The following is a 26069-nucleotide window of genomic DNA, read 5'->3' on the forward strand; positions in this document are numbered from 1 at the left end:
CGCCGCATTACCAGCCCGCGGCTGCAAGGGTCGGCTCGCAGGAATGACGACCGCGCGTCGATCGTCCAGACTTCCCTGGCGCGTCCAGCGAAAGCATGTTCACGCCGCCGCCCTATCCTTCACCTTCCCCGTCCGCAGGAATCCTGCCATGCGATCGTCCCGAGCCCTTGCGCCGCTGTCCATCCTGATCGTCGTGGCGCTTGCTGCCTGCGCGCCGGAGCCGGATGCGGCGCCTGCACCGGCCACATCGAAGGTGGAAGAGCCCGCCCTCCCGGCCGATCCGCTGCTCGCCGGTACCGACGCCAGTGCCGTCATCCGTCACGACGCCACCGATCCGGCCGGTTTCGACCGCAAGGCGTTCGCAGGAACGTTCGCGGGGATCCTGCCCTGCGCGGATTGCCCCGGCATCGAAACCTCGGTCGAGATCCGCGCCGACGGCACGTACTCCCAGGCCGAGGTCCAACAAGGCGCCGAAGCCGCACGCGCGACCGGCACCTGGACGGTGAACGCCGACGGTAGCCAACTCCTGCTCGACCCCGAGACCAAGCAAGCCGACGACCGCCGCTTCGCCATCGTGTCGCGCGACGAGATCCGCCTGCTGGATGCGGACGGCGCGCCGCTCGCGGGCGACGGCTACACCAGCCTGCGCCGGAACTGAGAGGTCGCCTGCTTGGGTCGCTGGCGTCCTCCCGCCGAGAAGAGCACCGCGCTGGTCACCGCGGAGGGCCACGCGCGCCTGAAGGCCGAACTCGACACGCTGTGGCGAGTGCGCCGTCCGGAAGTGGTGGCCGCGCTTGCCGCCGCGGCGGCCGAGGGCGACCGCTCCGAGAATGCGGAGTACAGCTACCGCAAGAAGCAGCTGGGCGAGATCGACCGCCGCGTGCGCTACCTCAGCAAGCGCCTGGAGGCGCTGCGCGTGATCGACGGGCCGCCATCCGACCCGCAGGCCGTGTTCTTCGGCGCGCAGGTGGAGGTGGAACACGCGAGCACCGGTGAAACCGCCCGCTACCGCATCGTCGGCCCGGATGAGACCGACGCGAAGCTCGGCTGGATCAGCATCGATTCCCCGCTCGCCCGCGCGATGCTGAAGAAGCGCATCGACGACGAATTCGAGGCGCAGCTGCCGGGCGGCGCGGCAAGGTACTTCATCGTCGACGTGCGTTACGGGGACTGACCTGCCTCGCTCAGGAAATCCAGCAGTTCCTCGCACTTCGCCCTCGGTCTCGCCGGGGAAGCCGACGATGAAGGTGGCTGGGAATGCACGCGCGCGGCGCCTGGGCGTCACGGGGCGCGAATCATGGCCTCGGCTAGAATCGGTGGACCTGCGCACGGAGGCCTCGCATGGGCCGAGACATCGTCATCCAGACCGGAGCCGGCCCCATCGACGCCTGGCGGGCCGATCCGCCGGACCGCGCAGCCGCCCTGGGCGGGATCGTGGTGCTGCAGGAGATCTTCGGGGTCAACGAGCACATCCGCAGCGTCGCCGAAGGCTATGCCGCGGCCGGCTACGTGTCCCTGGCGCCGGCCCTGTTCGATCCGGTGGCGCGCAACGTCGAGCTTGGCTACGACGAGGCCGGCTTCGCCAGGGGACTCGAGCTGGTGGGCGAGCTGGGCATGGACCGGGCGGTCGACACCACGCGCTCGGCGGCCGAGACGCTGCGCCGCGAGGGCCTGAAGGTCGCCGTGGTGGGCTTCTGCTGGGGTGGCAGCGCCGCCCTGCTCGGCAATACGCGGTTGGGCCTGCCGGCCGTGGCCTACTACGGAGCGCGCTCGCAGCCCCACCTGGGCGAAGCGCTGCGCGCGCCGATGCTGTTCCACTTCGGCGAAGACGACGAAAGCACGCCGCCCGACTACATCCAGGCACACCGCGACGCGTGGCCCGAGGCGGAGATGCAGGTCTATCCCGGCGCCGGCCACGCCTTCAACCGCGACGTGGATCCCCGCCACTTCCACGCAGCGAGCGCCGCGCTGGCGCGCAGGCGTACGCTGGCGTTCTTCGAATCGGCGCTGCGCTGAAGGAGTCCTTATGGCCAGGCATCACGACCACGCACCTTACGAACTGCACCCGCAGCTCGCCGCCGATACCCATCCGCTGGCCACCCTGGAACTGTGCGACCTGCGCCTGATGGATGACGCCAACTACCCCTGGCTGGTGCTGGTCCCGCGCGTCGCAGGCGCGCGCGAACTGGTCGAACTGGACGACGCGCAGCGCCATCGCCTCACCGACGAGATCGACCTCGCGTCCCGGCTCCTGCGCGATGGCTTCCGCCCGTTCAAGCTCAACGTGGCGGCGCTGGGCAACCTGGTGCCGCAGCTGCACGTGCACGTGATCGCACGCTTCGAGGACGACCCGGCCTGGCCGGCGCCGGTCTGGGGCCGCGTCGCCGCCCGGCCGTACACGCCCGAAACGCTGGTCGCGCGGATCCGCCTGCTCGAGGACGGGCTGCGGGCCTGACCGGACGCGCCCCCGCAAAGCCCACAAAGCAGGAGGCCCGCATCGCTGCGGGCCTCGTTGCATAAGCGCGTTGACTGGCGGGCTTCAGCCGCCCTTGACCACCTGGGTGCCCGCGATCAGGTCGTGGCCGCAGCGACGGTCACCGCGGAAGATCAGCAGCACGTTCACCAGGGCCAGCACCATCCCGACCACCGGCACGTTGGTGACCAACTGCACCGGCAGGTAGCGCAGGCCGATCAGCCGGCCGATCGGCGGCTTGTCGCCGTCCATGTCGACGATGCGGATACCCAGCATGCGCTTGCCCCAGGTCTGGCCATTGGCGTTGAGCGGAACCCATTGCACGGCCACGAATACGGCAAATCCGACCGCCGCCCACAGCAGCGCGGTCCCGAACGGGATCTCCCCACCGCCCGACATCGCCACCTGCCAGTAGCCGCCCACGAACATCAGCGGAACCAGGATCACCAGCAGGATGAGCGTGTCGATGATGGCCCCGCCCAGCCGCTCACCACGACCGGCGAGGTTGGTGTCGCCCAGGTCTGCGACCACCGCCTCGGGGCTGCCATACGGGTTTTGCTCGTTCATCGTGCTGCGTCCTTGCGGTTGTGGATTCGATGTCGGGAATGGCTGTGCGCGGCCTGCACTCAGGTCCGCGGCAGGGTCACGCCGGTCTGGCCCTGGTATTTTCCGCCCCGGTCGCGATAGGACGTCTCGCAGACGTCATCGGCGTCGGACTGGAAGAACAGCATCTGCGCCACGCCCTCGTTGGCGTAGATGCGCGCGGGCAGCGGCGTGGTGTTGCTGAATTCAAGCGTGACGTGGCCTTCCCATTCGGGCTCGAGCGGAGTCACGTTGACGATGATCCCGCAGCGCGCATAGGTGCTCTTGCCCAGGCACACCACCAGCGTGTCGCGCGGGATGCGGAAGTACTCGATCGTGCGTGCCAGTGCAAACGAATTGGGCGGGATGATGCACTCGTCGGCTTCGATGTCGACGAAGCTCTTGGGGTCGAAATTCTTGGGATCGACGATCGTGGAGTTGATGTTGGTGAAGATCTTGAACTCGCGCGAGCAACGCACGTCGTAGCCGTAGCTGGAGGTGCCGTAGCTGACGATGCGGCCGCCGTTCGCTTCCTTCACCTGGCCGGGCTCGTAGGGCTCGATCATGCCGTGCTGCTCCGACATCCGCCGGATCCAGCGGTCGCTCTTGATGCTCATGCGCGGTTCTCTGCGGCCGATGCGGCCAATCGCCGCATTGTAGGGCGCTTGCCGGGCGGCAGGAACCGTTGCGACCGCGCAGACGCTCCGCGTTCGAGCGGCCTTCGGAATGACAAATCTGACTTTTTCAGCGTTGCCCTAGAGCAGCGAAGCAGAAATGCTGCGCGGCGCGCGCGGACGCTTCTCGAGTTCCTCGACCAGCCGCCGCGCGGTCTCGTGATACGCAGCGGCCGCCGCCGATTGCGGCGCCGACGCCACGATCGGCACGCCCGCATCGCCCTGCTCGCGGATCCCGACCTCCAGCGGCAGCGATCCCAGCAGAGGCACGCCGTACTGCGCAGCCATGCGCTCGCCGCCGCCCTGCCCGAACAGATGCTCCACGTGCCCGCAGTTCGTGCATACGTGCTGGGCCATGTTCTCCACCAGCCCCAGCACCGTCACCTCGACCTTCTCGAACATCCGCAGCGCCTTGCGCGCGTCCAGCGTGGCGACGTCCTGCGGCGTGGTCACCACCACCGCGCCCGCGACCGGGATCTTCTGCGCCAGGGTCAGCTGGATGTCGCCGGTGCCGGGCGGCAGGTCGACGATCAGGTAGTCCAACCCGTCCTCGCCACCCCAGCGCGTCTCGTTGAGCAGCTGCGTCAGCGCCGAGGTCGCCATCGGCCCGCGCCAGATCATCGGTGTGTCCGGATCCACCAGCAGCCCGATCGACATCGCCTCGATCCCGTGTGCGCGCATCGGCAGGATCGACTTGCCGTCCGGACTCTCCGGCTTGCCCGACAGCCCCAACATCATCGGGATGCTCGGGCCGTAGACGTCGGCATCCAGCACGCCCACGCGCGCACCATCGGCGGCTAGCGCGAGGGCGAGATTGACCGCGGTCGTCGATTTGCCCACGCCACCCTTGCCCGAACCGACGGCGAGGATGTTGCGGACCTGCGGCAGCGGCGAAAGCGCGCCCTGCACCGCGCGGGAGTGGATTGCCATGGACGCGTGATCACCTGCGAAAAACCTGCGCCCAGTCTATCGCGCCATCGCAGCGCCACTCCCCCCCGGGACATTCCGTCCTCCCCCTGAGCGCGGTACCCACGCGGGCGTGCAGGCGATGCGGGAAGCTGAACACCGGGCGCGGGCGGTCCGTAGCCATGCCCTTGCACTTGTTGGATACTCCACCGTACGTACCGCGTCGGGTGCTTTTTTCAACCGGACTGCGGGCCAGCACACACACCCGGGAGTGACCATGTACCACTTGCGATCCAGGCTTCTCGTTGCAGCAGGTTTGTTGGCCCTGTGCCTGCCGGCGCTCGCCGCCGACCCAGCCGTTGGCCGCTGGAAGACCATCGACGACGAAACGGGCCAGGCCAAGTCGATCGTCGAGATCACGCAGGGCGCCAACGGCACGCTCAGCGGCCGCATCGTTGAACTGCTCAATCCCGGCAAGCCCAATCCGGCCTGCGACAAGTGCAAGGACGATCGCAAGGGCAAGCCGATCACCGGCATGGAGATCATCCGCGGCATGAAGCGCGACGGCGACGCCTACGCCGGCGGCACCATCCTCAAACCAGACGAGGGCAAGGTGTACAAGTCGAAGATGGAGTTGATCGAGGGCGGCAGCAAGCTCGAGGTATCGGGCTGCGTGGCCTTCATCTGCAAGTCTCAGGTCTGGCAGCGCCAGTAACGGGCTGCAGGTTCGACGCGCCAGGGGCCCGGCCAACGCGCCGGGCCTTTTGCTGTCCGCCGCCGCTGCAGCGGGCGGTCTGCAGCGCCATGCGATAATCCGCCACCGCCGCAGAACGCGAAGACATGCCCCGCTCCGCCATCGTCACCAGTGCCCTGCCCTATGGCAACGGCCACCTGCACATCGGCCACCTGGTCGGCTACATCCAGGCCGACATCTGGGTGCGCGCACGGCGGCAGGCCGGCGGCACGGTGCATTTCGTCTGCGCCAACGACACCCACGGCACGCCGATCATGCTGGCGGCCGAGAAGGCCGGGATCGCGCCGGAGCAGTTCATCCAGGGCACGCAGGCGAGCCAGGAGCGCGACTTCGCGGAGTTCCGCGTCGACTTCGACTGGTACCACTCCACGCATTCGGCCGAAAACCGCGAGCTGACCGAGCGCTTCTATGCCGCGCTCGACGCCGGTGGCCATATCGACCGGCGTTCGATCGAGCAGCTCTACGACCCGGTCAAGCAGATGTTCCTGCCCGACCGCTACGTCAAGGGCACCTGCCCGAACTGCGGCACCGAAGACCAGTACGGCGACAACTGCGAGTCCTGCGGCGCCACCTATGCGCCCACCGAGCTGAAGGACCCGCGCTCGGTGGTGTCGGGCGCAACGCCCGAACTGCGCGCCTCCGAGCACTTCTTCTTCAAGGTCGGTGATTTCACCGACAGGCTGCGCGCGTGGCTGCAAGGCGACGTCGCCATTCCCGGGGTGAGGGCCAAGCTGCGCGAGTGGATCGATGCCGAGGGCGGCCTGCGCGACTGGGACATCTCCCGCGACGCGCCCTACTTCGGCTTCGAGATCCCCGGCCATCCGGGCAAGTACTTCTACGTGTGGCTGGACGCGCCGATCGGCTACTACTCCAGCCTGCTTGCGCTGGCGCGCAGCGGCAGCAAGCCGGGCCTCGACGAGGCCGAGTTCGAACGCCTGCTCCGCCCTGGCGATGCGGCCGAGCTGCACCACTTCATCGGCAAGGACATCGTCAACTTCCACGGCCTGTTCTGGCCGGCGGTGCTGGGCGGCAACGGCCTGCGCCTGCCCGACCGGCTGCACGTCAACGGCTATCTGATGGTCGACGGCGCGAAGATGAGCAAGTCGCGCGGCACCTTCGTGATGGCGCGCACCTATCTCGACAGCGGGCTCGACCCCGAGGCGCTGCGCTACTACTTCGCGGCCAAGTCCTCCGGCGGCGTGGACGACCTGGACCTCAACCTCTCCGACTTCGTCGCACGCGTGAACAGCGACCTGGTCGGCAAGTTCGTCAACATCGCCAGCCGCTGCGCGAAGCTGCTGCAGGGGCAGTTCGACAATGCGCTTGCGACCGGGACGCCGGACGGCGTGAGCGCGGACTGGGACGTCCAGGCTTCGGCGCTGCAGGCGCGTGTGCTCGACGCCGTGCGCCTGGTCCCGGGGCACTACGAGGGCGGCAACTTCGCCGCCGTGGCACGTGGCGTGATGGAAGCCGCAGACTGGGTGAACGAGTACATCGCCCAGACCGCCCCCTGGGCGCTGGCCAAGGATCCCGCGCGCAGCGGCGACTTGCACCTGGTGCTGAGCACCGCGCTGCAGGCCTTCGCCGACATCGCCGGCGCGCTCAAGCCGATCCTGCCGACCATCACCGCCCGCATCGAGCAGTATCTCGGTGTGACGCTGGCGCCGGGCGTGCGCACGCCGCTTGCCGGCCGCACGCTCAGCCCCTACCAGCCGCTGTTCACCCGCATCGACCCGAAGCAGATCGACGCCATGACCGAAGCCTCGAAGGACACCCTGACCACGATGCAGGATGCCGTACCTGCGAAGGCGCCGGACAAAAAGGCCGCGCCTGCGTCCGCTACCGTGGCCAACGATGGCCCCGGCCACATCGGCATCGAGGATTTCTCAAAGCTCGACCTGCGCATCGGCAAGGTGCTCGAATGCGGCTTCGTCGAGGGTTCGGACAAACTGCTGCGCTTCCTGCTCGATGCCGGCGAACTTGGCCAGCGCCAGATCTTTTCCGGCATCCGCGCCAGCTACGCCGAACCCGGGCAGCTGGTCGGCCGCAGCGTCGTGTTCATCGCCAACCTCGCTCCGCGCAAGATGCGTTTCGGCCTCAGCGAGGGAATGATCCTGTCCGCCGGCTTCGACGGCGGCGCCCTGGCCCTGCTCGATGCCGATGCCGGCGCACAGCCGGGCATGCCGGTGCGTTGAGAACGGGCCTCCGCACATTCATCCGCCAGCGCCCGAACGGTCGCTATGGCGGATCATGAAAGGGGCGGCGCCTACGGCGACAGCAAGGAGGATCGCAACATGCTGGTCCTTGCCCATGAGCGCCGGCATGCAGGAACGCGCATCGCATGAGTCTGCCCCGTCCCGACCTGATCGAGCGCCTTGACCGGCTGCTGCCGCAGACCCAGTGCGGGCAATGCGGCTACGCAGGCTGCCGGCCCTATGCCGAGGCGATGGCGCGCGGGGAGGCAGGCATCGATCGCTGCCCGCCGGGCGGCGACAGCGGCTCGCGAATCCTTGCACGCCTGCTCGACGTGCCCGCGCTGCCCTACGACCGCAGCCGCGGCCTGCACAGGCAGCCACAGGTGGCGGTCATCATCGAGGCCGACTGCATCGGCTGCACGAAATGCATCCAGGCCTGCCCGGTCGACGCCATCGTCGGCGCAAGCAAGCTGATGCACACGGTGGTGGTGCCGCTGTGCACCGGCTGCGATCTGTGCGTGCCGGCCTGCCCGGTGGACTGCATCGAGATGCGTCCGCTCCCGGGCGCCTTGTAGGAGCGGCTTCAGCCGCGATGCCGTGGCGGGATGACGAACGGGTGCCGAAGCGCTTGATGCGCCGTTCGCGGCTGAAGCCGCTCCTACAGGGAGCAATGCGAGTGATTTCGCGGCGATACGCCCCGCTGTAGGAGCGGCTTCAGCCGCGATGCGGTGGCGGGATGACGAACGGGCCGAGGCGCTTGATGCGCCATCCGCGGCCGAAGCGGTCAATGCAGGGTCATACGGCCTATTTCGTTACGCAGGCTGAGCAGATGCGTTCGACCTCGTAGCCTTTTGCGCGCAGCTTCTCGACCACGCCGTCCTCGCCGAGCAGATGCAGCGCGCCGACCACGACCAGGACGTCGTCGGTCCCGGGGGCGCGCAGCTTGGCCTCCAGCCTGGGCACCCAGGCTTCGTTGCGCGCGACGTTGATGCGCTGGTACAGGTCCGGGAATTCGCGGCGCATGTCGGCGGCCATGCCGGTCCACAGTGCATCCGCGTCGCCGCTACGCCAGGCGGCGTGCAGTTTGTCGATCTCGGCGCGGCCCTCCGCAGCGCCCTCCAGCGAGCTCTGCAGGAACTGCAGCTGCTCGCCGCGCTGCATGTCGTCCAGGAAGGCGATCTGCTCGACGCCGGTTTCCAGGCCCGACGTCGCCTTGCCGGCCTGGCTGGCCTTGCGCGCGAGATGGGCGTCCAGGCCCAGCGCCGGGTCCAGGCCCGCCTTGGTCATCTCCGCGATCGTCACCATCAACCCGGCGAACCACGGCTCGAACATCTGCATGGTCTGCGGCGGCATCTGCATCTTCTGCAGCTCCGCGGCGTTCGCCTTCAGCCAGGCGGCCAGCGCAAGCCGCGTCTTCTCCGGCAGCTCGCTGTCGAGCAGGGTCCCGTCGGTGCGCAGCCCGGCCTGGCCCATCTGCATGCCCAGCGCGGGCGACCCCAGCTCTTCCGGCGGGATTTCGAACACCAGCTTCTCGGCGTCGGCGAACGCGTCGTCGACATCACGCGAGAGCGGATAGTCGCCTGGCTTGAGCAGGTGGAAAGCGCCAAGCAGGTACAACGAGTTGTTGTCGTCCGACACCTTCCAGAGCAGCGGCACGGGCGCGTCGCCGCGAGGCGTATCGGCTAGAGCCGCGCCGGCGAACGCGACGAGCGCAGCAACGGCAAGGGTGGAGCGGATCAGGCGGCGGGGCATGTTCCAGCGGTCGCGCATCGTGTGTCCTTGCAGTGTGGGTCCGGGCGACTTTACGTCTTGCAGACGCGCTCAACCCGCCGGCCGTACGTACTTCTTCTCGCCCGCGGTCACCGCCAGGTCCAGGCGGTTCTCGGGAGGCGGCAGCGGGCAGGTCGCATAGTCGGTGAACACGCAGGGCGGGTTGTAGGCGCGGTTGAAATCGACCGCGACCGTACCGTCCGCCGCCGGCGCATCGGTGTAGAGGTAGCGGCCTGCCGCGTAGCTGTCATGGCCGCTGGTACGGTCGGAGAAGACCAGGAACAGCCCGCCCTCTTCACCCTCCAGTGCCTCCAGCCGATAGCTGCTGCCGCCATGTTCGAACTCGACGGTCCCCGGGTTCGGCTGCACCGCCTGCTGGCTGGTGATGTCCATGATCGGGATCGTCTTGCCGGCAGGGTGCGCGACGAAACGCGCCTGGACGCGCCAGGCCGGATCCGCCGGCCAGTACTCCAGCGGGCCCAGCCCGGTCAGGGTCTCGGCCTCGGCATGCCTGACGCGCAACGCCCTGCGCCCGCCGCGCTGGATCAGCGACAGCTGGCCCTTGCCGTCATCGAAGCCGACCAGGGTCGGCGTGGCGGTCAGGTCCGATTGCAGTTCGAACCTTGTGATGGCCGGCTGCCCGTCCACGACGAGGCCAGCCTCCGGCTCGGGCGTCAGCAGCACCTTGCCGCCCTGCTGCAGCAGCAGGCCCATCTTCTCCGGCCCCTTGGCCAGGCGGATGCCGTTGGTCGCGCCGCTGCCGACGTAATGCGCGGGCAGCTCGATCCAGTGCAGGCCGACCAGGCTGGGCCAGCCATCGGGCTCTAGCAGGTGCGCGCGCCGCTCGACGCGCCAGGCGTCGTTGTCCGCCACGAATGCAGGATCCGCCGCCGGGCCTGCGGCATCGTCCGTCATCGCAGCGCCATCGCCGCCTCCACAAGCGGCAAGCAACAACATCAGTGAAGCGGCCGCCGCCCCCATCACGCCCTTCGTCATCTCAACGCCCCCTCAGGAACCATCGGTCGATCTCGGACAGCTTGAAGTGCGCCCAGGTCGGGCGCCCGTGGTTGCACTGCCCGGAGCGCTCGGTGGCCTCCATCTGCCGCAGCAGCGCATTCATCTCGGGAACGGTCAGGCGCCGGTTGGCGCGCACGGCGCCGTGGCAGGCCATGGTCGAGAGCAGTTCGTCGCGGGCACCGCGCACACGCAGGCTTTCGCCGCGTTCGCGCAGGTCGGCAAGCACGTCGCGCAGCAGCGCCTCGGTGTCGCCGTCGGCGAGCAGCGCAGGCACGCTGCGCAACAGCAGTGTCTGCGGGCCGCCGCGCGATACCTCGAACCCCAACTCGGCCAGGGTCGCGGCTTCGAGTTCGGCCACGTCCGCCTCACGCTCGGATACCGCGACGGCCTGCGGCACCAGCAGCGGCTGGGTGCGCAGGCCCGCGCTGTCGTGGGCGGTCTTGAGCCGCTCGTAGCCGATGCGCTCGTGGGCGGCGTGCATGTCGACCACGATCAGTCCGTCGGCCGCCTCGCTGAGGACGTAGATGCCGTGCAGTTGGGCGATCGCATAGCCCAGCGGCGGCACGCCCGCGGCCTGGTCGGCGCGCGGCAGCGCTGGCCAGTCCTGGGCGGACGCCGGCGTGGGCGCATACAGCGCCGCATAGGCCGCGCGCGCCTCGTCGACCTGCAGCGACATCGGCACCTGCGGGCCGGACGATGACGCAGCCCAGGATGGGCGCGCGCCCGCAAACCCATCCGGCTGCATCGTGTCGGCGGCACCCGGCAGCGCGTCACGCGCAAACGCAGGGGCCGTGTCCGCGAGCCCGGCGCGCGTGCCGGCCAGCGCGTCGTGCAGCGTGCGGTAGACGAAGTCGTGTACCAGCCGCGAGTCGCGGAAGCGGACCTCGTGCTTGGCCGGATGCACGTTGACATCGACGCGGGTCGGATCGAGCTGCAGGAACAGCACGTACGCCGGCTGCCTGCCGTGGTACATCACGTCGGCGAAGGCCTGCTTCACCGCGTGCGCCACGCTGCGGTCGCGGACCGAGCGGCCGTTGACGTAGAGGTACTGCTGGTCGGCGCTGGCGCGCGAATACGCCGGCTGCGCGATCCAGCCGTGCAGGCGCAGGCCCGCGCCCTCGTGTTCGATGCGCAGGGCCTGCTTCGCGAACTCCTCGCCCAGCGTCTCCACCAGCCGCTCGCCGGTGAACAGCGCACCGCCGGAGCCGTCGAACGCGCGATAGCGCCGCGAAGCCTTGCCGTTGTGCGAGACGCGCAGCTCGACATCGGGCCGCGACAGCGCCAGCGAGCGCAGCCATTCCTCGATGTGCCCCAGCTCGGTGCGCTCGGCGCGCAGGAACTTGCGCCGCGCCGGCACGTTGTAGAACAGGTCGCGGACTTCCACCGTCGTCCCCGCCGGATGCGATTTGGGCGACACCTCGCCAACCCGCCCGCCTTCGACGACGAGTTCCGCGCCATGCGCATCATCCGCCCGCCGGGTCGCGATCCGCAGCCGGCTCACCGACGCGATCGAGGGCAGCGCCTCACCGCGGAAGCCGAGCGTGGCCACCGATTCAAGGTCGTCGAGGCTGGCGATCTTGCTGGTCGCGTGCCGGGCCACCGCCAGCGGCAGTTCCGCGGCAGGCAGGCCTCCGCCGTCGTCGCGAACGCGGATCAGGCGCACGCCGCCTTCCTCGAGTTCCAGGTCGATCCGGGTGGCGCCCGCGTCAAGCGCGTTCTCGACCAGCTCCTTGACCACCGACGCGGGTCGTTCGACCACCTCGCCTGCGGCGATCTGGTTGATCAGGGTGTCGGGCAAGGGCTGGATGGGCACCCGTGCATGATAGCGGCGCGCGCATGCCGCCGCTGGCCGAACGTGCCTGCGTCAGGGGCTGCCGCCGGCGCTTGCGACCGGCCCGGCCGCGGCCCGCGCCGCGTACAGAGTGCCCGGTGGCGGCTGGCTGGAGAAATAGGTGTGCACGCCGTCGAGGATCGCGCGCGCCACCGTGCCCTGGAACTTCGGGTCGATCAGGCGCTTCTCTTCCTCGGGATTGGACAGGAAGGCGGTTTCGACCAGCATCGACGGCATGTCGGAGGTGCGCAGCACCGCGAAATTGGCACGTTCGATGTGCGGCTTGTGGTTGTTGCCGATGCGCTTGAGGCCATCCAGGATGTGGTTGCCCGCATCCTCGGATGCCTTCATCTGCCCGCTCTGGGTCAGGTCGAGCAGCACGCCGGTGAGCACGCTGTCGTTGGACGGCGCGCGCACGCCGCCGATCAGGTCGGCCGCGTTTTCCTTCTCCGCCAGCCAGCGCGCGCGCTGCGACGAGGCGCCGCGCAGCGACAGCACGTACACGGACGATCCCTTGGCGTTGCGGTTTTCGGCCGCGTCGGCGTGGATCGAGATGAACATGTCGGCCTTGCCCTGACGCGCGATGCGGGCGCGGTTGGTCAGCGGGATGAACACGTCGCGGTCGCGCACCAGCTGCGCGCGCAGTCCCGGCGTGGCGTTGACCTGGCGCGCCAGTTCGCGGGCGATGGCCAGGGTGATGTCCTTCTCGCGCTTGCCGCTGGGGCCGATCGCGCCGGGATCCTGCCCGCCGTGGCCGGCGTCGATGGCGATCACCAGCGGACGCCCGGTGCTGGCGATTGCCGGGGGCTGCGCGATCACGCGCGTCGGTTCGCTGGCGGCAATCGCCGGAGTGGCGGCAGTGGTCGCGACAGCGCTGGAAGTGGACGGCACCGCACGCGGCAATGACGGGGCGTCGGTTGACTGCGGCTGCGGCGGCGATGCCGAATCTTGGGGCGGGGCGGTGGCCCGGGCGGCCTGCTGCGCGGTCGCCAGCCCGGCGACGAGGCGCGAGGTCGCTGCGGCCGACGCGGCGACGGGATCGGGTGCGGGCGTCTGTGCCGCGGGTGGGGGTGCGGCGGCTGCGGTGTCCTGGACTTTCGGCGTCGCCGCCGAGGACGCCGCGGCGATGCGGGCGATCGGATCGGCGTGCCCGTCGCCCGGCCACTCGATCACCAGGCGCGCGCCACCGGGCCCGGCCTCGAAGCGTGGCTTGAGCGCCGCGACGGGCTCGGCCAGGTCGAACACGATACGCAGGGTGCCCGGCTCGGGCTGGCCGCGGCGGACGGTCTTCACGACCCCTGCGGGCGTCGGCAGGGCGAGCTTGCCGGCGACGCGGCTGCCCGGCAGGTCGACGACGAGGCGGTCGGGATTGGCGAGCGAGATCAGCCGGTATTCGGCTTCCCCGTCCACCTGCAGTTCGGCACGGGTGCCGGTGGGGCCGGCGTGCAGCTCGATTGCGCGGATTTCGGCCGCGTGGGTGAGGTTCCAGAGCAGGGCCGCCAGCAGCGCTGCCGCCAGCACGATCTGTTGGACGTTGATTCGCCGCGTGCGCATGGGCCGTAGTCAATCACCGTTGATACGGATTTGCAACGCAGTTTTCCTTTCAAATCGGCAACCTGCCGGTCTTTCCTATGGGTTCGGTTCAGGTATCGGGCGCAAATCGCCTTTGTTGGCCAGCCGGCGCACCCAGGCCTGGCCCTCGAGACTGCCGGATTCCAGCCGGGCCGCGCGTCCGCTGCCTGCGATGGCCAGGTGGATGTGCAGGTCGGCCTGTGGCAGGGCCCCGGCCCCGCGATCGGGCCATTCGACCAGCCACAGCGCGGCCTGGCTGTCGTCCAGGCCCAGGTACTCCAGCTCGCCGGATGCGCCGATCCGGTACAGGTCCAGATGCAGCGCTTCGCCCCCCTTCGCCAGCGGGTAGCGCTCCACCAGGGTGTAGGTCGGGCTGCGCACGGTGCCGGTGACCCCCAACGTGCGCAGCCAGGCGCGGGCCAGCGTCGACTTGCCGCTGCCCAGATCTCCATGCAGGTAGGCGACGGCGGCGGCCGGAGCCGTCTGCGCAAGCGTCGCGGCCAGGGCGCGGGTCGCCGCCTCGTCCGGCAGGTGGAGTGCGGTCAAGGCGTGGGCCCTCCGTTCGACCACAGCCGCATTGCATCGAGCAGGTCACCGGGCAACATCCCGCGCTCACCGCCGCGCGCCGCGGTATCGCCTGCGGCCGCGTGCAGGAGCGTTCCGCAGCAGGTCGCCTCGAACCCGTCGAGTCCCTGCGCGCGCAGCGCGGCGATGCAGCCGCTGAGCAGGTCGCCCATGCCGCCCACCGCCATGCCGGGATTGCCCGCGGCGATCACGCGCGGCGTGCGTCCCGGCGCGGCCACCAGGCTGCCCGCGCCCTTGAGCACGACCACGCATCCGCACATCTCCGCCAGCAGCCGCGCCGCGGCGAAGCGGTTGCCCTGGATTTCCGCGACCGAGACGCCAAGCAGGCGCGCGGCCTCGCCCGGATGCGGGGTGAGCACGGTGTCCGCGTGCAGGGCCCGGGGGCTGCGCGCGAGCAGGTTCAACGCGTCGGCGTCGAGCAGCAGCGGTCGCGATGACGCCAGCACGCGTTCGTACAGGCGCTCGCCCCATTCGTCCTGGCCGAGGCCTGGCCCCAGTGCGACCACGCTGGCGCGTTCGAGCATCGCGTCGAGCTGCGCGGGAGAATCGATTCCGCGCACCATCGCTTCGGGACGTCGCGCCAGCAACGCCGCGACATGCTCCGGTCGCGTCGCAACGCTGACCAGGCCCGCGCCGCAGCGCAGCGCCGCATCGGCCGCCAGCATCACCGCGCCGCCGGTGCCCAGGTCACCGCCCACGCACAGCACGTGGCCGCTGTCGCCCTTGTGCGCATCGCGCCTGCGCGGCGCCAGCCAGTCGCGCAGGTCGGCGGCCTGCAGGCGCAGCGCCGCCACCGGCGCGTTGGCCAGGAATTCCTCCGCATCGAGCGTGGCCAGCGACAGGCTGCCGCTGCAGCGCGGCGCGACGCCGCCATGCAGCCCGGCGTGCGCGGCCAGGAACTGCAGCGTGTGCGTGGCCCGCACCACCGCGCCAGGCGCGCTGCCGGTGTCGGCGTCCAGTCCGCTGGGCACGTCCAGCGAAAACACCGGCAGGGCCGAGGCGTTGATCGCATCGATGAGTGCGGCCGTCGCGGCGTCGGGCGCGCGCGACAGGCCGATCCCGAACAGCGCGTCGACGATCAGGTCGGCGTCGCCGAAACCGGCCCCGACGTCGGCCACCTGCCCGCCGGCATCGACGAAGGCTGCGCATGCGCGCTGCGCCAGCGGGGTGCGCGGCGCATGCGTCCCGAGCCGGAGCACGCGCGCATCGCAACCCGAACCCAGCGCGTGCCGGCCCAGTTCGTAGCCGTCGCCACCGTTGTTGCCCGGGCCGCAGACCACGACAATGCGCCGCGCCTGCGGCCAGCGCGCCAGCAGTTCGCGCCAGGCCGCCTGCCCGGCGCGCGCCATCAGCGTGAAGGCATCACCGCTGTGCCCGGCCGCACGTGCTTCCACTGCACGCAGCGCGGCAGTGTCGTAAAGCGGCGTACCGCGGGCGTTGGGGTCGGCGTCCATCGGGCGGATTCTATACTTGCAGCATGTCCTCGCCCCCCGCCCATCCCGCCCTGCCCGGTCCGGTCCCCGCCGATGCGGCCGCGCTTGCGCTGCGCATCAAGGCGCTCGCGCGCGAGGCCGGCTTCCAGCGCTGCGGCATCGCTGGCATCGAACTCGGGCAGGACGAGGACTTCCTGCGCGACTGGCTTGCGCAGGGCCTGTATGGCGACATGGAATGGATGGCGCGGCACGGCGACAAGCGCTCGCGCCCGCAGGAGCTGGTGCCGGGCACGCTGCGGGTGATCTCGGTCGGGCTGGACTACGGGCAGGATCCCGATGACGCCTGGCGCACGCTGCAGGATGGCGAGCGCGCCTACGTCGCGCGCTATGCGCTGGGGCGCGACTACCACAAGCTGATGCGCAACCGCCTGCAGAAGCTGGCCGAACGCGTCGCCGACGAGGTGGGCCCCTTCGGCCACCGCGTCTTCGTGGACTCCGCGCCTGTGCTCGAACGCGCGCTCGCGCGCAACGCCGGGATGGGATGGATCGGCAAACACACCTGCCTGATCGACCGCGACGGCGGGTCGTGGTTCTTCCTCGGCGAGATCTACGTCGACCTGCCGCTGCCGATCGATCCGCCGGCCAGCGCGCACTGCGGCAGCTGCGTGCGCTGCATCGAGGTGTGTCCGACGCAAGCGATCATCGCGCCGCATCGGCTCGATGCGCGCCGCTGCATCTCCTACCTGACCATCGAGCACGAGGGCAGCATCGACGAGTCGCTGCGGCCGCTGATCGGCAACCGCATCTTCGGCTGCGACGACTGCCAGCTGGTCTGTCCGTGGAACAAGTTCGCGCGCCGCACCGACGAGCCGGATTTCCGCGCACGTAATCGCCTGGATGAAGCCTCGCTGGCCGAGCTGTTCGCGTGGACGGAGGACGAGTTCCTGCAGCGCACCGAAGGCTCGGCGATCCGCCGCAGCGGCCATGCGCGCTGGCTGCGCAACATCGCCGTTGCGCTGGGCAATGCGCCGACGACGCCGGAGGTCATCACGGCGCTGCAGTCGCGGCGCGAGATCGGGGATCCGGTCGTGCGCGAGCACGTGGAGTGGGCGCTGCGGCGGCATGGCGCGACGTCGATGCTTGCGGACCCCGCGGCCGCAGATTGATCCGCAGCTGCGGGCCGCCATTCCCAGTGCCATCCCGAGCCCGTTCGCGCTGTCATCCCGAGCGCAGCGAGGGATCTGCTGCAGAGGCAAAGCCAGATCCCTCGCTGCGCTCGGGATGACATCCGGGAGGATCAGGGACGACAACCGGGAGGACAGCCGGGATTGCAACGGAAAGCCCCATTGCGGACCCGCCATGGCGCGTTCGGCGGATCCCCGGCCGACAGCACAAGCGACTCGACAGCCCGCGCTCGCGCTTGAAGGCGCTCCTACTGGCGGGCGGCGATCTCGTCGAGCAGCACGCGCGTGACCGGATCGTCGGCCTGCGCCTTGCCTTCCAGCGCCGGCAGCAGGCGACTGGCGAGCTGCTTGCCCAGCTCGACGCCGAACTGGTCGAAGGCGTTGATGCCCCAGGCCACCGACTGCAGGTAGACGCTGTGCTCGTACAGCGCCACCAGCGCGCCGAGCGCGTGCGGGGTCAGCGCATCGAGCAGGATCATCGTGCTGGGCCGGTTGCCGGCGTAGGCGCGGTGCGGGTCGTCGCTGGCCTGGCCGTTGGCCAGCGCCTCGGTCTGCGCCAGCAGGTTGGCCAGCAGCGCGCGATGGTTGTCGGCGTGTCCATCCTCGCTGCTCACCACGCCAATGAAGTCGGCCGGCACCACCTGGGTGCCCTGGTGCAGCGCCTGGAAGAAGCTGTGCTGGGTGTCGGTGCCTGGGCCGCCCCACCACACCGGCACCGTGTCGACCTGCAGCGGCGCGCCGTCCAGGCGCGCGGACTTGCCGAGGCTTTCCATCACCAGTTGCTGCAGGTAGTTGGGCAGCAGCTTCAGGCGCTCGTCGTAGGGCAGCACGGCCTGCGTGGCCAGCCCCAGCGCGTTGCGGTTCCACAGCGCGGTGAGCGCATGCCACACCGCAAGGTTCCCGCGCGGCGCGGCGGATGCGGCGTGTGCATCCATCGCAGCGGCGCCGGCGAGCAGCTCTTCGAAGCGGTCCATGCCGATCGCCAGCGCAATTGGAAAGCCCACCGCCGACCACAGCGAGTAGCGCCCGCCCACCCAGTCCCACATCGGCAGGATGCGCTCGGGTGCGATGCCGAATGCGGCTGCGCGCTCGACGTTGGCGCTCACGCCATACACGCGGCTGTCGTCGCCCAGCCAGTCGCGCACGATGCGGCCGTTGAGCAGGGTTTCCTGGGTGCTGAAGGTCTTTGAAATCAGGATCGCGGCGGTCTTGGCCGGGTCGAGGCCGGCCAGCGTGCGCTGCGCCGCGTTGCCGTCCACGTTGGACAGGAAGTGCACGCGGAAGCGCGCGCCCGCCAGCGCCAGCGCGTCGGCCACCAGCCTCGGGCCGAGGTCGGACCCGCCAATGCCGACACTGACGATGTCGGTGACTTCACCCGTGGCCAGGGCGTCGATCATCGCGGCCATGCGCGTGCGCGCATCGCGGGCGAACCCGGCGCTTTCGCGCGCGACCGGCGCATCCGACGTATCCCCGCGCAGCGCCGTATGCAGCGCCGCACGCCCCTCGGTGACGTTGACGATGTCGCCATCGAGCAGCCGTCGCATCGCGCCTGCAAGATCGGAATGCTCCGCCAATGCGAACAGCGCATCGAGCGCCGGCGCGTCGTAGCGCTGGCGCGCGAAGTTCGCATACAGCGGGCCCACGCGCAGCGACAGCGACTGCGCCCGCGCCGCGTCGTTGCCGACGAGCGCGGAAACGGCCGTGGCGGAGAGTCGTTCGGCGTGGGTACGGAGGGTCGCGAAATCCGACATGGACGGCCTGCCTGTTGCGTGGAATTGGACGATGCAGATTCAACTGCAACCATGCATGCGCATGCGCATGCCTTGCGGCCCCGAAGTATAGGGCGATCGCGGTGCCGGGTTGACCGACTGGCAGACCCATGCGCCGGCGTCGCGCAGATCCCCTACTGCGTTCGGGATGACATTCCGGGGCGCAACGCGGCCCGGCTTGCAGACTTTCGGGGGGACGTCCGCGCGCGACCCGGCTCAGGCGTCGAGATCGAATTCCAGGTTGTCGATCAACCGCGTCGTGCCGATGCGCGCGGCGATAAGCGCCACCCGCGCCCCACCCTGCGCCTCGCCTGCATCGTCAAGATCCAGGCGCCGCACCGCCGCGTAGTCGACCTCGAAACCATTGCGGCCCAGCCGCGCGACCGCATCGGCTTCGACCTGCGCCGTCGCGGCTCCGTCCCGCGCCGCCTGGCGCATCGCCTGCAGCGTGCGGTGGATTTCCGGCGCCAGCGCGCGTTCGGCCGGAGCCAGGTACTGGTTGCGCGAACTCATCGCCAGACCGTCATCCTCGCGCACCGTGTCGCCGGCCAGCAGCTCGATCGGGAACGCGAGATCGCGCACCAGGTAGCGGATCACCGCGAGCTGCTGGTGGTCCTTGCGGCCGAATGCGGCTACGTCCGGCTGCACCTGGTTGAACAGCCGCGACACGACCGTGGCCACCCCGTCGAAGTGTCCCGGGCGGTGCGCGCCCTCCAGCACGTCGGTGATTCCGGGCACGCGCATGCTCACCGCGTTGGCCGCGCCGTAGGGATACATCGTTTCCACCGACGGCAGCCACAACAGGTCGCAGCCGGCCTCGGCCAACCCACCGGCGTCACGGTCGGGGGTGCGCGGATAGCGCGCGAAGTCCTCGTCCGGGCCGAACTGGGTCGGATTGACGAACACGCTGGCGACGACGCGGTCTGCGCGGCTGCGTGCAAGCCTGGCGAGCGAGTGATGGCCCGCGTGCAGGTTGCCCATGGTCGGGACGAAACCGATCCGCAGGCCGTCGCGCCGCCAGCGCGCCACGCGCGCGCGCAAATCCTCAAGCGTATCGGCGACCTCGATCATCGCGGGCTCAGTAGAGGTGTTCGGGCCCGGGGAAGCTGCCATCGCGCACGGCCTGCACATAGGCGCGCACCGCGCCTGCGACCGATCCACCTTCGGCCAGGAAGTCCTTCACGAACTTCGGGCGGCGGTGGCCGCTGTCCAGGCCGAGCATGTCGTGCAGCACCAGTACCTGGCCGTCGCAGTGCGGCCCGGCGCCGATGCCGATGGTGGGGATCGGCGAGGCGGCGGTGATCTCCGCCGCAAGCGCGGACGGCACGCACTCGAGCACCAGCAGCGCGGCGCCCGCCTCGGCGACGGCAAGCGAGTCGGCGCGCAGTTGCTCGGCCGCGACCGCGTCTCGCCCCTGCACCCTGTAGCCGCCAAAGCGCAGCACCGACTGCGGGGTCAAGCCCAGATGCGCGGACACCGGAATCTCGCGCGCGGACAGGAATCGGATCGCGGCCAGCTTGTGCGGGCCCGCACCCTCGAGCTTGACCATCCCGGCACCGGCCTGCAGCAGCGTGGTCGAGGATTCCAGCGCGCGTTCGGGCGTGGCATCGGCCTGGAACGGCAGGTCGGCGACCAGCAGCGCGCGGCGCAGCACTTTGGCCACCGCACGCGTGTGGTAGGCGATGTCTTCGACGGTGACCGGCAGGGTGGAATCATGGCCCTGCACCACCATGCCCAGGGAATCGCCCACCAGGATCAGGTCGGCGCCGTTGGCGTCGAACACGCGCGCGAAACCGGCATCGTACGCGGTCAGCATCGCCAGGCGGCGGCCGGCCCGGCGCGCTTCGGCCAGTCCGGGAACGGTGATCGGCTTGTCTGCGGCGCTGTTCATGGGCCTAGGGTATCGCCTCGATGCCATCGGCATCCAATGCCGCCAGCGCGGCGCGCACGCTGCCGTGGCCGGGGATCACCGCATCCGCGGCAATCTCGGCCAGCGGAACCAGTGCGAACGCGCGCTCGTGCAGGTGCGGATGCGGCACGCGCAGGCCCGGTTCGTCGACCACCGCGTCGGCGTACAGCAGCAGGTCGAGATCGAGCGTACGCGGACCCCAGCGCCCGCTGTCGTCGGCCGCGCGCTCGCGACCGAAGCGCTGTTCGATCTCGAGCAATGCATCAAGCAATTGCCGCGGCCGCAGCACGGTCTCCAGGGTGGCGGCGGCATTGAGAAAATCGGGCTGGTCGCGCCGCCCCCAGGCCGGCGCCCGGTACACGTGCGAGGCCCGCAGCAGGCGCGAGCCGGGCAACGCGGCCAGCGCGAGCACCGCGTCGGCCAGCGTCCGCGCCACCTCGCCGACGTTGCCGCCGAGGCCGACGCAGGCGACGACGGGATTCATTCGCCGGCGCGGCTGCTGCGGCGGCGGCGGCGACGCTTGCGCGGCGCGTCCGCGTCCCCGTCGGCGTCCGCGTCCACTTCACCCGGCGGGTGGTGCGCGATGGCCGCATCCGGACTGCCCTGCGCCTCCTGCCAGAACGCGATGTCCTCATCGTGCGCGGGCGACGCCGCCCGACGCAGCACCAGGAAATCGAAGGCGGCACGGAAGCGCGGATGCGACAGCGTCCGTACCACCCGCTTGCGCTGGCGCAGCGAGAAGCGCGACTGCATCAGCCAGATCTCCTGCATCGGCAGCGAGAACCGCCGCGGCAGCGCGATCGTGTTGAGCTGGTGCAACGTGACCCGGTCGGCGGCGCGGCGCTCGGCTTCCACCGTGTTCAGCCCCTGCGCCTGCAGCGCCATCAGCGCGCGGCAGTAGGCCGGCCACAGCAGCACGGCGAACAGGAATGCCGGCGACACAGGCTCGTCCGTCGCCACGCGCTGGTCGGTGCTGCGCAGGCCGTCGATCAGCATCCGGCGCAGCGCGCCGCTGCGGTTGGCAGCCAGCGCGGCGGCGGTCTCTGGAAACAGTGCCGGCAGCAGGCCGTGCCGCTCGAGGCCTTCGAAACTGGCCACCGCGTGCCCGGACAGGAACATCTTCAGGCATTCCTCGAACAGCCGTGCTGGCGCGGCTTCAGCCAGCAGCGGCGCCAGCGGCGCCAGCGGCGCGGCCGCCTCGGGCGCGATCTCGAAGCGCAATTTGCCCGCCAGCCGGATCGCGCGCAGCATCCGCACCGGGTCCTCGCGATAGCGCGTCTCCGGATCGCCGATCAGTCGCATGACACGGTTGCCGACGTCCTCGAAGCCGCCGACGTAGTCGCGCACCGAGAAATCGGCGATGTCGTAATACAGCGCATTGGCGGTGAAATCGCGACGGACCGCGTCGTCCTCGATGGTGCCGTAGACGTTGTCGCGCAGCAGGCGGCCGCCATCGTGCACCTGACGATCGCCGCTGCCGTCGTCGATGTTGGCGCGGAAGGTGGCGACCTCGATGACCTCGCGGCCGAACACGACGTGCGCCAGCCGGAAGCGCCGGCCGATCAGGCGGCAGTTGCGGAACAGGTGCCGGACCTCCTCGGGCGTGGCGTCGGTGGCGACGTCGAAGTCCTTGGGGACGAGCCCGGCAAGCAGGTCGCGGACGGCACCACCCACCAGGCATGCGCGATGGCCGGCCTCGTGCAAGCGGTAGAGCACGCGCAGTGCGTTGGGGCTGATCCCGCGGCGCGAGATGGGGTGCTGGTCGCGCGGGATGATCCTCAGCGCGGGAGTGACATGTTTGTAGGTCGGCATCAGGCCAGGCGGTTCCGGGTGGGGGCCGACGTTTTGATATTCGGCAGCCTTGTATCGCTGCTATACTAGCAAGCTGCACCGGCACCCGTGATCTTTCATGGTCACTGCCGGGCAGTCGGACGTCCATCCGGCGCTGCCCAGGCAGCACCCAGCTCCCTTCGTCTAGAGGCCCAGGACGTGGCCCTCTCAAGGCTAAAACACGGGTTCGAATCCCGTAGGGAGCACCATATTCAAAAAAAGGCCCGCGCAAGCGGGCCTTTTTTCTTTTCCGCTCCCATTCGAGGGGAAGTTGGATGCGGAAGTCCCCTTCCGGGCTTCGAATGGACGCCGCGCCCTGTCGACCGGGGGTCGCTTTTCGCTCGGTCAGGGCCGCTGCGCGGTCCGGCCCGGCACAGCATGCCGGGCGCTCGCGTGGATGCGCGGCATGCCGCGCAAGCCATCCACGCTCTCCCTGCCCTGACTCGCGCGCAAAACATCCATGTTTTGCTTTCCGCGACCCCCGGTCGCCAGGGCACAGCTCACTGCTACTGGTGCTTCGATGGCCAGCTTCGATGGCCAGCTTCGATGGCCAGCTTCGATGGCCAGCTTCGATGGCCAGCTTCGATGGCCAGCTTCGATGGCCAGCTTTATCGAAGCCCCGGCAGTGACAGGGCGATGGTCGTTCCGGGCTGGGGGTTGCGGAAAGCAGCGCATGGATGCGCTGCGGCGGCGAGTCAGCCATGGATGGCTGACCGAGCCGGGGAGCAACCCTCAGCCCGGAACGACGCCTGCCGGAGGCCTGAACTCGCCCCTCTCTTACTTGACCAGACTCCCCTCGAATCGGAGAAGAATCTGTTTTTCGGGAGTCTCCCCGGCGCCAAGGGCCAGCCTTCGCCATCGTTGTCCGTTTGATGGCGCGACGGACCCCGCCCGCGGCGAATGCGAACGCTTCGCACCGTTCGGTGCGCGAGTGTTCTAAAATCGCGGGTCATCCCGCCAGAAACCATGGATCGTCGCGAAATGCCCTTCGTCGTCACCGAGAACTGCATCAAGTGCAAGTACACCGACTGCGTCGAGGTGTGCCCGGTGGACTGTTTCCACGAAGGCCCGAACTTCCTGGTGATCGATCCGGACGAATGCATCGACTGCACCCTGTGCGAGCCGGAGTGCCCGATCAACGCGATCTATCCCGAGGACGACGTGCCGGCGGGCCAGGAGCACTTCGTCGCGCTGAACGCCGAGTTGTCGAAGGGCTGGCCGGTGATCACCACCCGCAAGGATGCGCCGGCCGATGCCAAGGAGTGGGAAGGCAAGCCCGACAAGCTGCCGCTTCTGGAACGCTGAGCGGCCGCTCCCGCCCCGATCCGATCAAGAAAAAAGGCGCCTCGCGGCGCCTTCTTCGTTACCGATTTGTGGCCTCAGCCGCCGCTCAGCGCCGCCTTGAGGGCAGAGATCAGCCGCTGCGCCGGATCGCCCGCCGCCGGCAGGCCGCGCGGATCGACCGCCGAGACATAGGCGCCGGTGTCGGTCCTGGTGACGCGGACCAGGAACTTGGCGTCGCCATAGTCGACGTCGTAGGTGCCCAGCAGCTGGGCGCGGTTGACCACGGTCAGGCCCTCGGTTGCCGCCAGCGCCTCGCCCACGCGGGCGTACACCTGGTCGAGTTCGCCGGCCACGGCAAAGCCGTTGGGCTGCGGGCTGCCCGCGTCGGCCACCGCCGAACGCGTGACCGAGCCGGTTTCCGGCAGTGCCATCGCCGCCGAGGTATCAGGACGATCGAGGTCCGGCGGGACTTCCAGGGGGCGGCTTTCAGGGCTGGCCGCGTACAGCTCGCTGCCCTTGCGGAACCACTTGCAGCCGCTGGTGCCGACCACGGCAACGGCGACGAGGCCGACCGCGAGCAGACGGAACAGGGGGCGGGAATGACGCATCATTGGAATCTCCTGCGGAAAAAGGTTCAGGCCGCGATCTGATCGCGGAGGCTGTGTTCGATGGACACGGCGGCGGCGGCAATGCGCGCAGCCATGGGCTGGTGGATGTCGGCCAGTGGGGTCAGCGGCAGGCGCAGACCATGGCCGAGGCCCAGCAGCGAAAGCGCGGCCTTGACCGGGATCGGGTTTGGCGCGATCGACGCGAACTCGTGGAACTGCGCCAGCGCTGCATTCCATTGTTCCGCATCCGAACGGCAGCCGGCGCGGGCCAGATCGCACAGGCGACGCATCGCAGCCGGCACCAGGTTCGACACGACCGAGACCACGCCGTCGGCGCCGGCCAGCATCGCCGTCGCCGCGCTGGCATCGTCACCGCACAGTACGGCGAAGCCGTCGGTGCGCAGCGCCAGCCACTCCGCGATACGTGCCTGGTCGCTGACCGCCTCCTTGATGCCGACGATCCGCGGATGGCCGACCAGGGCCGCCATGCTTGCCGGCAGCAGGTCGCAGCCGGTACGCGCGGGTACGTTGTACATCACCACCGGCAGCGCGCCGTCATCGGCCAGCGCCGTGTAGTGCGCCAGCAAGCCTGCCTGGGTCGGACGCACATACGGCGGCGTCACGACCAGCGCGGCATCGGCGCCGAGCGCCGCGGCGCGGCGGGTCTGTTCGATCGTTTTCGCGGTGGCCGACTGCCCGGTACCGGCCAACACCGGGACACGCCCGGCCACGGTTTCAACCGCCGTGCGCAGCAGCGCGTCGAACTCGATGTCGAGCAGCGCGGTCGCTTCGCCGGTGGAGCCGGCGACCACCAGGCCCTGCGTTCCCGCCTCGCACTGGGCGTGCAGCAGGCGTCGCCAGGCGTCGAGATCGAGTTCGCCCGCCACCGTGAAAGGCGTCGCCAGCGCGGTGATGCTGCCGGAAAGTCGCAAGGGCCGGGGTCTCGTGCGAAGCGCCGGATCCGGGCGCATGAACGGATGATTCGAATGCCCGCATGTTACTTGCGGCCCGGAAGCACGGGCAAGTATGCTGGCCACTGCACCCGGCCATGCCCGGGCCACCGTTCAGAACCCGAGCCATCACGGAACCCATCGTCGCGGACGCCGCCTTGACCGATCCAGATACCGCATCGCGGCCCTCGCCGAACGAGAACCACCTGCTGATCAACGCCTACACGACGCATCCGGCATCGCCCCTGCTGGCGGTGTCGCGGCGCATCGCCGACAGCGGCTGCAACCTCGTCGATACCCGCCTGTCGACCGTCGGCCGCGACGTATCGGTGACCGCGCTCGCCACCGGCTCCTGGGATTCGGTGGCCAAGCTCGAGGCGATGCTCACCCGGCTCGAGCGCGAGGAAGACCTCAGGCTGGTGTGGTACCGCACGGGCCCCAAGCCCGTGCAGTCCAACCTGCTGCCCTACATCGTCGAGGTAGTGGCCGCCGACAAGCCCGGCATCCTGTTCCAGCTCGCCGATTTCTTCGATCGCCAGGGCATCACCATCGAGAGCCTGCACTGCTCGCGCTACCGCGCCATGCAGACCGGCGCCGACATGTTCTCGGCCCAGGTCACCATCGGCGTGCCGGCGAACATGCACATCGCCGCGCTGCGCGACGACTTCCTCGAGTTCTGCGACCACCTGAACCTCGACGCGATCATGGATCCGATGAAGTTCTGATGCGCCCGGCCGCCACGA

At 69.7% G+C, this 26069-nt stretch carries 26 protein-coding genes and 1 tRNA gene; 11 read left to right on the plus strand and 16 right to left on the minus strand.

What is annotated here, in order from left to right; all coding sequences use genetic code 11:
* Positions 1 to 43: 43 nt before the first annotated feature.
* From ACW5EG_RS09080 to ACW5EG_RS09095, 4 genes are all read left to right on the plus strand, one after another.
* Complete coding sequence (locus ACW5EG_RS09080; RefSeq protein ID WP_457021292.1) at positions 44 to 658, plus strand: copper resistance protein NlpE N-terminal domain-containing protein; 615 nt, start codon at positions 44 to 46, stop codon at positions 656 to 658.
* Between the two features lie 12 nt (positions 659 to 670).
* Entirely contained in the window at positions 671 to 1174 is a 504-nt protein-coding gene (gene greB / locus ACW5EG_RS09085; RefSeq protein WP_457020044.1) for a transcription elongation factor GreB, read from the plus strand.
* Between the two features lie 167 nt (positions 1175 to 1341).
* A complete protein-coding gene (locus ACW5EG_RS09090; RefSeq protein ID WP_457021293.1) occupies positions 1342 to 2016 on the plus strand; it encodes a dienelactone hydrolase family protein in 675 nt (224 codons plus the stop codon).
* A 10-nt stretch (positions 2017 to 2026) separates the two neighbouring features.
* A complete protein-coding gene (locus tag ACW5EG_RS09095; RefSeq protein ID WP_457020047.1) occupies positions 2027 to 2455 on the plus strand; it encodes an HIT domain-containing protein in 429 nt (142 codons plus the stop codon).
* A gap of 84 nt (positions 2456 to 2539) precedes the next feature.
* On the opposite strand, the gene ACW5EG_RS09100 is transcribed toward ACW5EG_RS09095, so the two are convergent.
* The 3 genes from ACW5EG_RS09100 to apbC all read right to left on the minus strand — a co-directional run bounded on the left by ACW5EG_RS09100 (position 2540) and on the right by apbC (position 4659).
* Positions 2540 to 3040, minus strand: coding sequence for an RDD family protein (locus ACW5EG_RS09100; RefSeq protein WP_457021294.1), 501 nt, complete (start codon positions 3038 to 3040; stop codon positions 2540 to 2542).
* A 59-nt stretch (positions 3041 to 3099) separates the two neighbouring features.
* Entirely contained in the window at positions 3100 to 3672 is a 573-nt protein-coding gene (gene dcd / locus ACW5EG_RS09105) for a dCTP deaminase (RefSeq protein WP_457020050.1), read from the minus strand.
* A gap of 138 nt (positions 3673 to 3810) precedes the next feature.
* Positions 3811 to 4659: an iron-sulfur cluster carrier protein ApbC gene (apbC, locus tag ACW5EG_RS09110; protein WP_457020051.1), complete on the minus strand. Its 849-nt coding sequence runs from the start codon at positions 4657 to 4659 to the stop codon at positions 3811 to 3813.
* A 253-nt stretch (positions 4660 to 4912) separates the two neighbouring features.
* On the opposite strand from apbC, the gene ACW5EG_RS09115 reads away from it, so the two are divergent.
* From ACW5EG_RS09115 to rnfB, 3 genes are all read left to right on the plus strand, one after another.
* On the plus strand, positions 4913 to 5350 hold the full coding sequence (locus ACW5EG_RS09115; protein WP_457020052.1) for a DUF2147 domain-containing protein: 438 nt from the start codon (positions 4913 to 4915) through the stop codon (positions 5348 to 5350).
* Between the two features lie 125 nt (positions 5351 to 5475).
* Positions 5476 to 7584 carry a methionine--tRNA ligase gene (metG, locus tag ACW5EG_RS09120; protein ID WP_457020053.1) on the plus strand — a complete coding sequence of 703 codons (2109 nt, stop codon included), beginning with the start codon at positions 5476 to 5478 and terminating at the stop codon, positions 7582 to 7584.
* Positions 7585 to 7730: 146 nt separating this feature from the next.
* Positions 7731 to 8159, plus strand: coding sequence for an Rnf electron transport complex subunit RnfB (rnfB, locus tag ACW5EG_RS09125; protein WP_457020054.1), 429 nt, complete (start codon positions 7731 to 7733; stop codon positions 8157 to 8159).
* Positions 8160 to 8388: 229 nt separating this feature from the next.
* On the opposite strand, the gene ACW5EG_RS09130 is transcribed toward rnfB, so the two are convergent.
* The 6 genes from ACW5EG_RS09130 to ACW5EG_RS09155 form a co-directional block, all read right to left on the minus strand.
* The gene (locus ACW5EG_RS09130) at positions 8389 to 9354 is read right to left on the minus strand and encodes a TraB/GumN family protein (protein ID WP_457020055.1); all 966 of its coding nucleotides are present in this window, start codon (positions 9352 to 9354) and stop codon (positions 8389 to 8391) included.
* A gap of 51 nt (positions 9355 to 9405) precedes the next feature.
* Complete coding sequence (locus ACW5EG_RS09135) at positions 9406 to 10335, minus strand: DUF1684 domain-containing protein (RefSeq protein WP_457021420.1); 930 nt, start codon at positions 10333 to 10335, stop codon at positions 9406 to 9408.
* A gap of 16 nt (positions 10336 to 10351) precedes the next feature.
* Positions 10352 to 12184: a DNA mismatch repair endonuclease MutL gene (mutL, locus tag ACW5EG_RS09140; RefSeq protein WP_457021295.1), complete on the minus strand. Its 1833-nt coding sequence runs from the start codon at positions 12182 to 12184 to the stop codon at positions 10352 to 10354.
* A 51-nt stretch (positions 12185 to 12235) separates the two neighbouring features.
* On the minus strand, positions 12236 to 13756 hold the full coding sequence (locus ACW5EG_RS09145; protein WP_457021296.1) for an N-acetylmuramoyl-L-alanine amidase: 1521 nt from the start codon (positions 13754 to 13756) through the stop codon (positions 12236 to 12238).
* 75 nt (positions 13757 to 13831) lie between these two features.
* Positions 13832 to 14320 (minus strand): tRNA (adenosine(37)-N6)-threonylcarbamoyltransferase complex ATPase subunit type 1 TsaE, encoded by a 489-nt coding sequence (tsaE, locus tag ACW5EG_RS09150; protein WP_457021297.1) that lies wholly within the window; start codon positions 14318 to 14320, stop codon positions 13832 to 13834.
* Complete coding sequence (locus ACW5EG_RS09155; protein WP_457021298.1) at positions 14317 to 15813, minus strand: NAD(P)H-hydrate dehydratase; 1497 nt, start codon at positions 15811 to 15813, stop codon at positions 14317 to 14319. The genes tsaE and ACW5EG_RS09155 overlap by 4 nt, the downstream gene beginning before the upstream one ends.
* Positions 15814 to 15836: 23 nt before the next feature.
* Between ACW5EG_RS09155 and queG the strand changes: the two genes are divergently transcribed.
* Positions 15837 to 16958, plus strand: a complete 1122-nt coding sequence (gene queG, locus ACW5EG_RS09160) for a tRNA epoxyqueuosine(34) reductase QueG (RefSeq protein WP_457020060.1) — start codon at positions 15837 to 15839, stop codon at positions 16956 to 16958.
* Between the two features lie 266 nt (positions 16959 to 17224).
* Here the strand turns inward: queG and pgi are convergent, their stop codons facing one another.
* The 5 genes from pgi to pcnB all read right to left on the minus strand — a co-directional run bounded on the left by pgi (position 17225) and on the right by pcnB (position 22466).
* Complete coding sequence (gene pgi, locus ACW5EG_RS09165; protein ID WP_457021299.1) at positions 17225 to 18727, minus strand: glucose-6-phosphate isomerase; 1503 nt, start codon at positions 18725 to 18727, stop codon at positions 17225 to 17227.
* A 234-nt stretch (positions 18728 to 18961) separates the two neighbouring features.
* A complete protein-coding gene (gene panC / locus ACW5EG_RS09170; protein WP_457021300.1) occupies positions 18962 to 19816 on the minus strand; it encodes a pantoate--beta-alanine ligase in 855 nt (284 codons plus the stop codon).
* Positions 19817 to 19823: 7 nt separating this feature from the next.
* Entirely contained in the window at positions 19824 to 20636 is an 813-nt protein-coding gene (panB, locus tag ACW5EG_RS09175) for a 3-methyl-2-oxobutanoate hydroxymethyltransferase (protein WP_457021301.1), read from the minus strand.
* A 4-nt stretch (positions 20637 to 20640) separates the two neighbouring features.
* Positions 20641 to 21138 (minus strand): 2-amino-4-hydroxy-6-hydroxymethyldihydropteridine diphosphokinase, encoded by a 498-nt coding sequence (gene folK, locus ACW5EG_RS09180; protein ID WP_457021302.1) that lies wholly within the window; start codon positions 21136 to 21138, stop codon positions 20641 to 20643.
* A complete protein-coding gene (gene pcnB / locus ACW5EG_RS09185; RefSeq protein ID WP_457021303.1) occupies positions 21135 to 22466 on the minus strand; it encodes a polynucleotide adenylyltransferase PcnB in 1332 nt (443 codons plus the stop codon). The genes folK and pcnB overlap by 4 nt, the downstream gene beginning before the upstream one ends.
* Before the next feature lie 151 nt (positions 22467 to 22617).
* Here pcnB and ACW5EG_RS09190 point away from each other — a divergent pair.
* Together ACW5EG_RS09190 and fdxA are read left to right on the plus strand one after the other, a co-directional pair.
* A tRNA-Glu gene (locus ACW5EG_RS09190) sits at positions 22618 to 22693 on the plus strand.
* Positions 22694 to 23465: 772 nt separating this feature from the next.
* The gene (gene fdxA, locus ACW5EG_RS09195; RefSeq protein WP_457020106.1) at positions 23466 to 23789 is read left to right on the plus strand and encodes a ferredoxin FdxA; all 324 of its coding nucleotides are present in this window, start codon (positions 23466 to 23468) and stop codon (positions 23787 to 23789) included.
* Positions 23790 to 23863: 74 nt separating this feature from the next.
* On the opposite strand, the gene ACW5EG_RS09200 is transcribed toward fdxA, so the two are convergent.
* Positions 23864 to 24376, minus strand: coding sequence for a hypothetical protein (locus ACW5EG_RS09200; protein ID WP_457020068.1), 513 nt, complete (start codon positions 24374 to 24376; stop codon positions 23864 to 23866).
* A 26-nt stretch (positions 24377 to 24402) separates the two neighbouring features.
* On the minus strand, positions 24403 to 25308 hold the full coding sequence (dapA, locus tag ACW5EG_RS09205) for a 4-hydroxy-tetrahydrodipicolinate synthase (RefSeq protein WP_457021304.1): 906 nt from the start codon (positions 25306 to 25308) through the stop codon (positions 24403 to 24405).
* Positions 25309 to 25424: 116 nt separating this feature from the next.
* On the opposite strand from dapA, the gene ACW5EG_RS09210 reads away from it, so the two are divergent.
* Positions 25425 to 26051, plus strand: a complete 627-nt coding sequence (locus ACW5EG_RS09210; RefSeq protein ID WP_457020070.1) for a glycine cleavage system protein R — start codon at positions 25425 to 25427, stop codon at positions 26049 to 26051.
* Positions 26052 to 26069 lie beyond the last annotated feature (18 nt).

This window comes from Luteimonas sp. A611, from assembly GCF_054072715.1.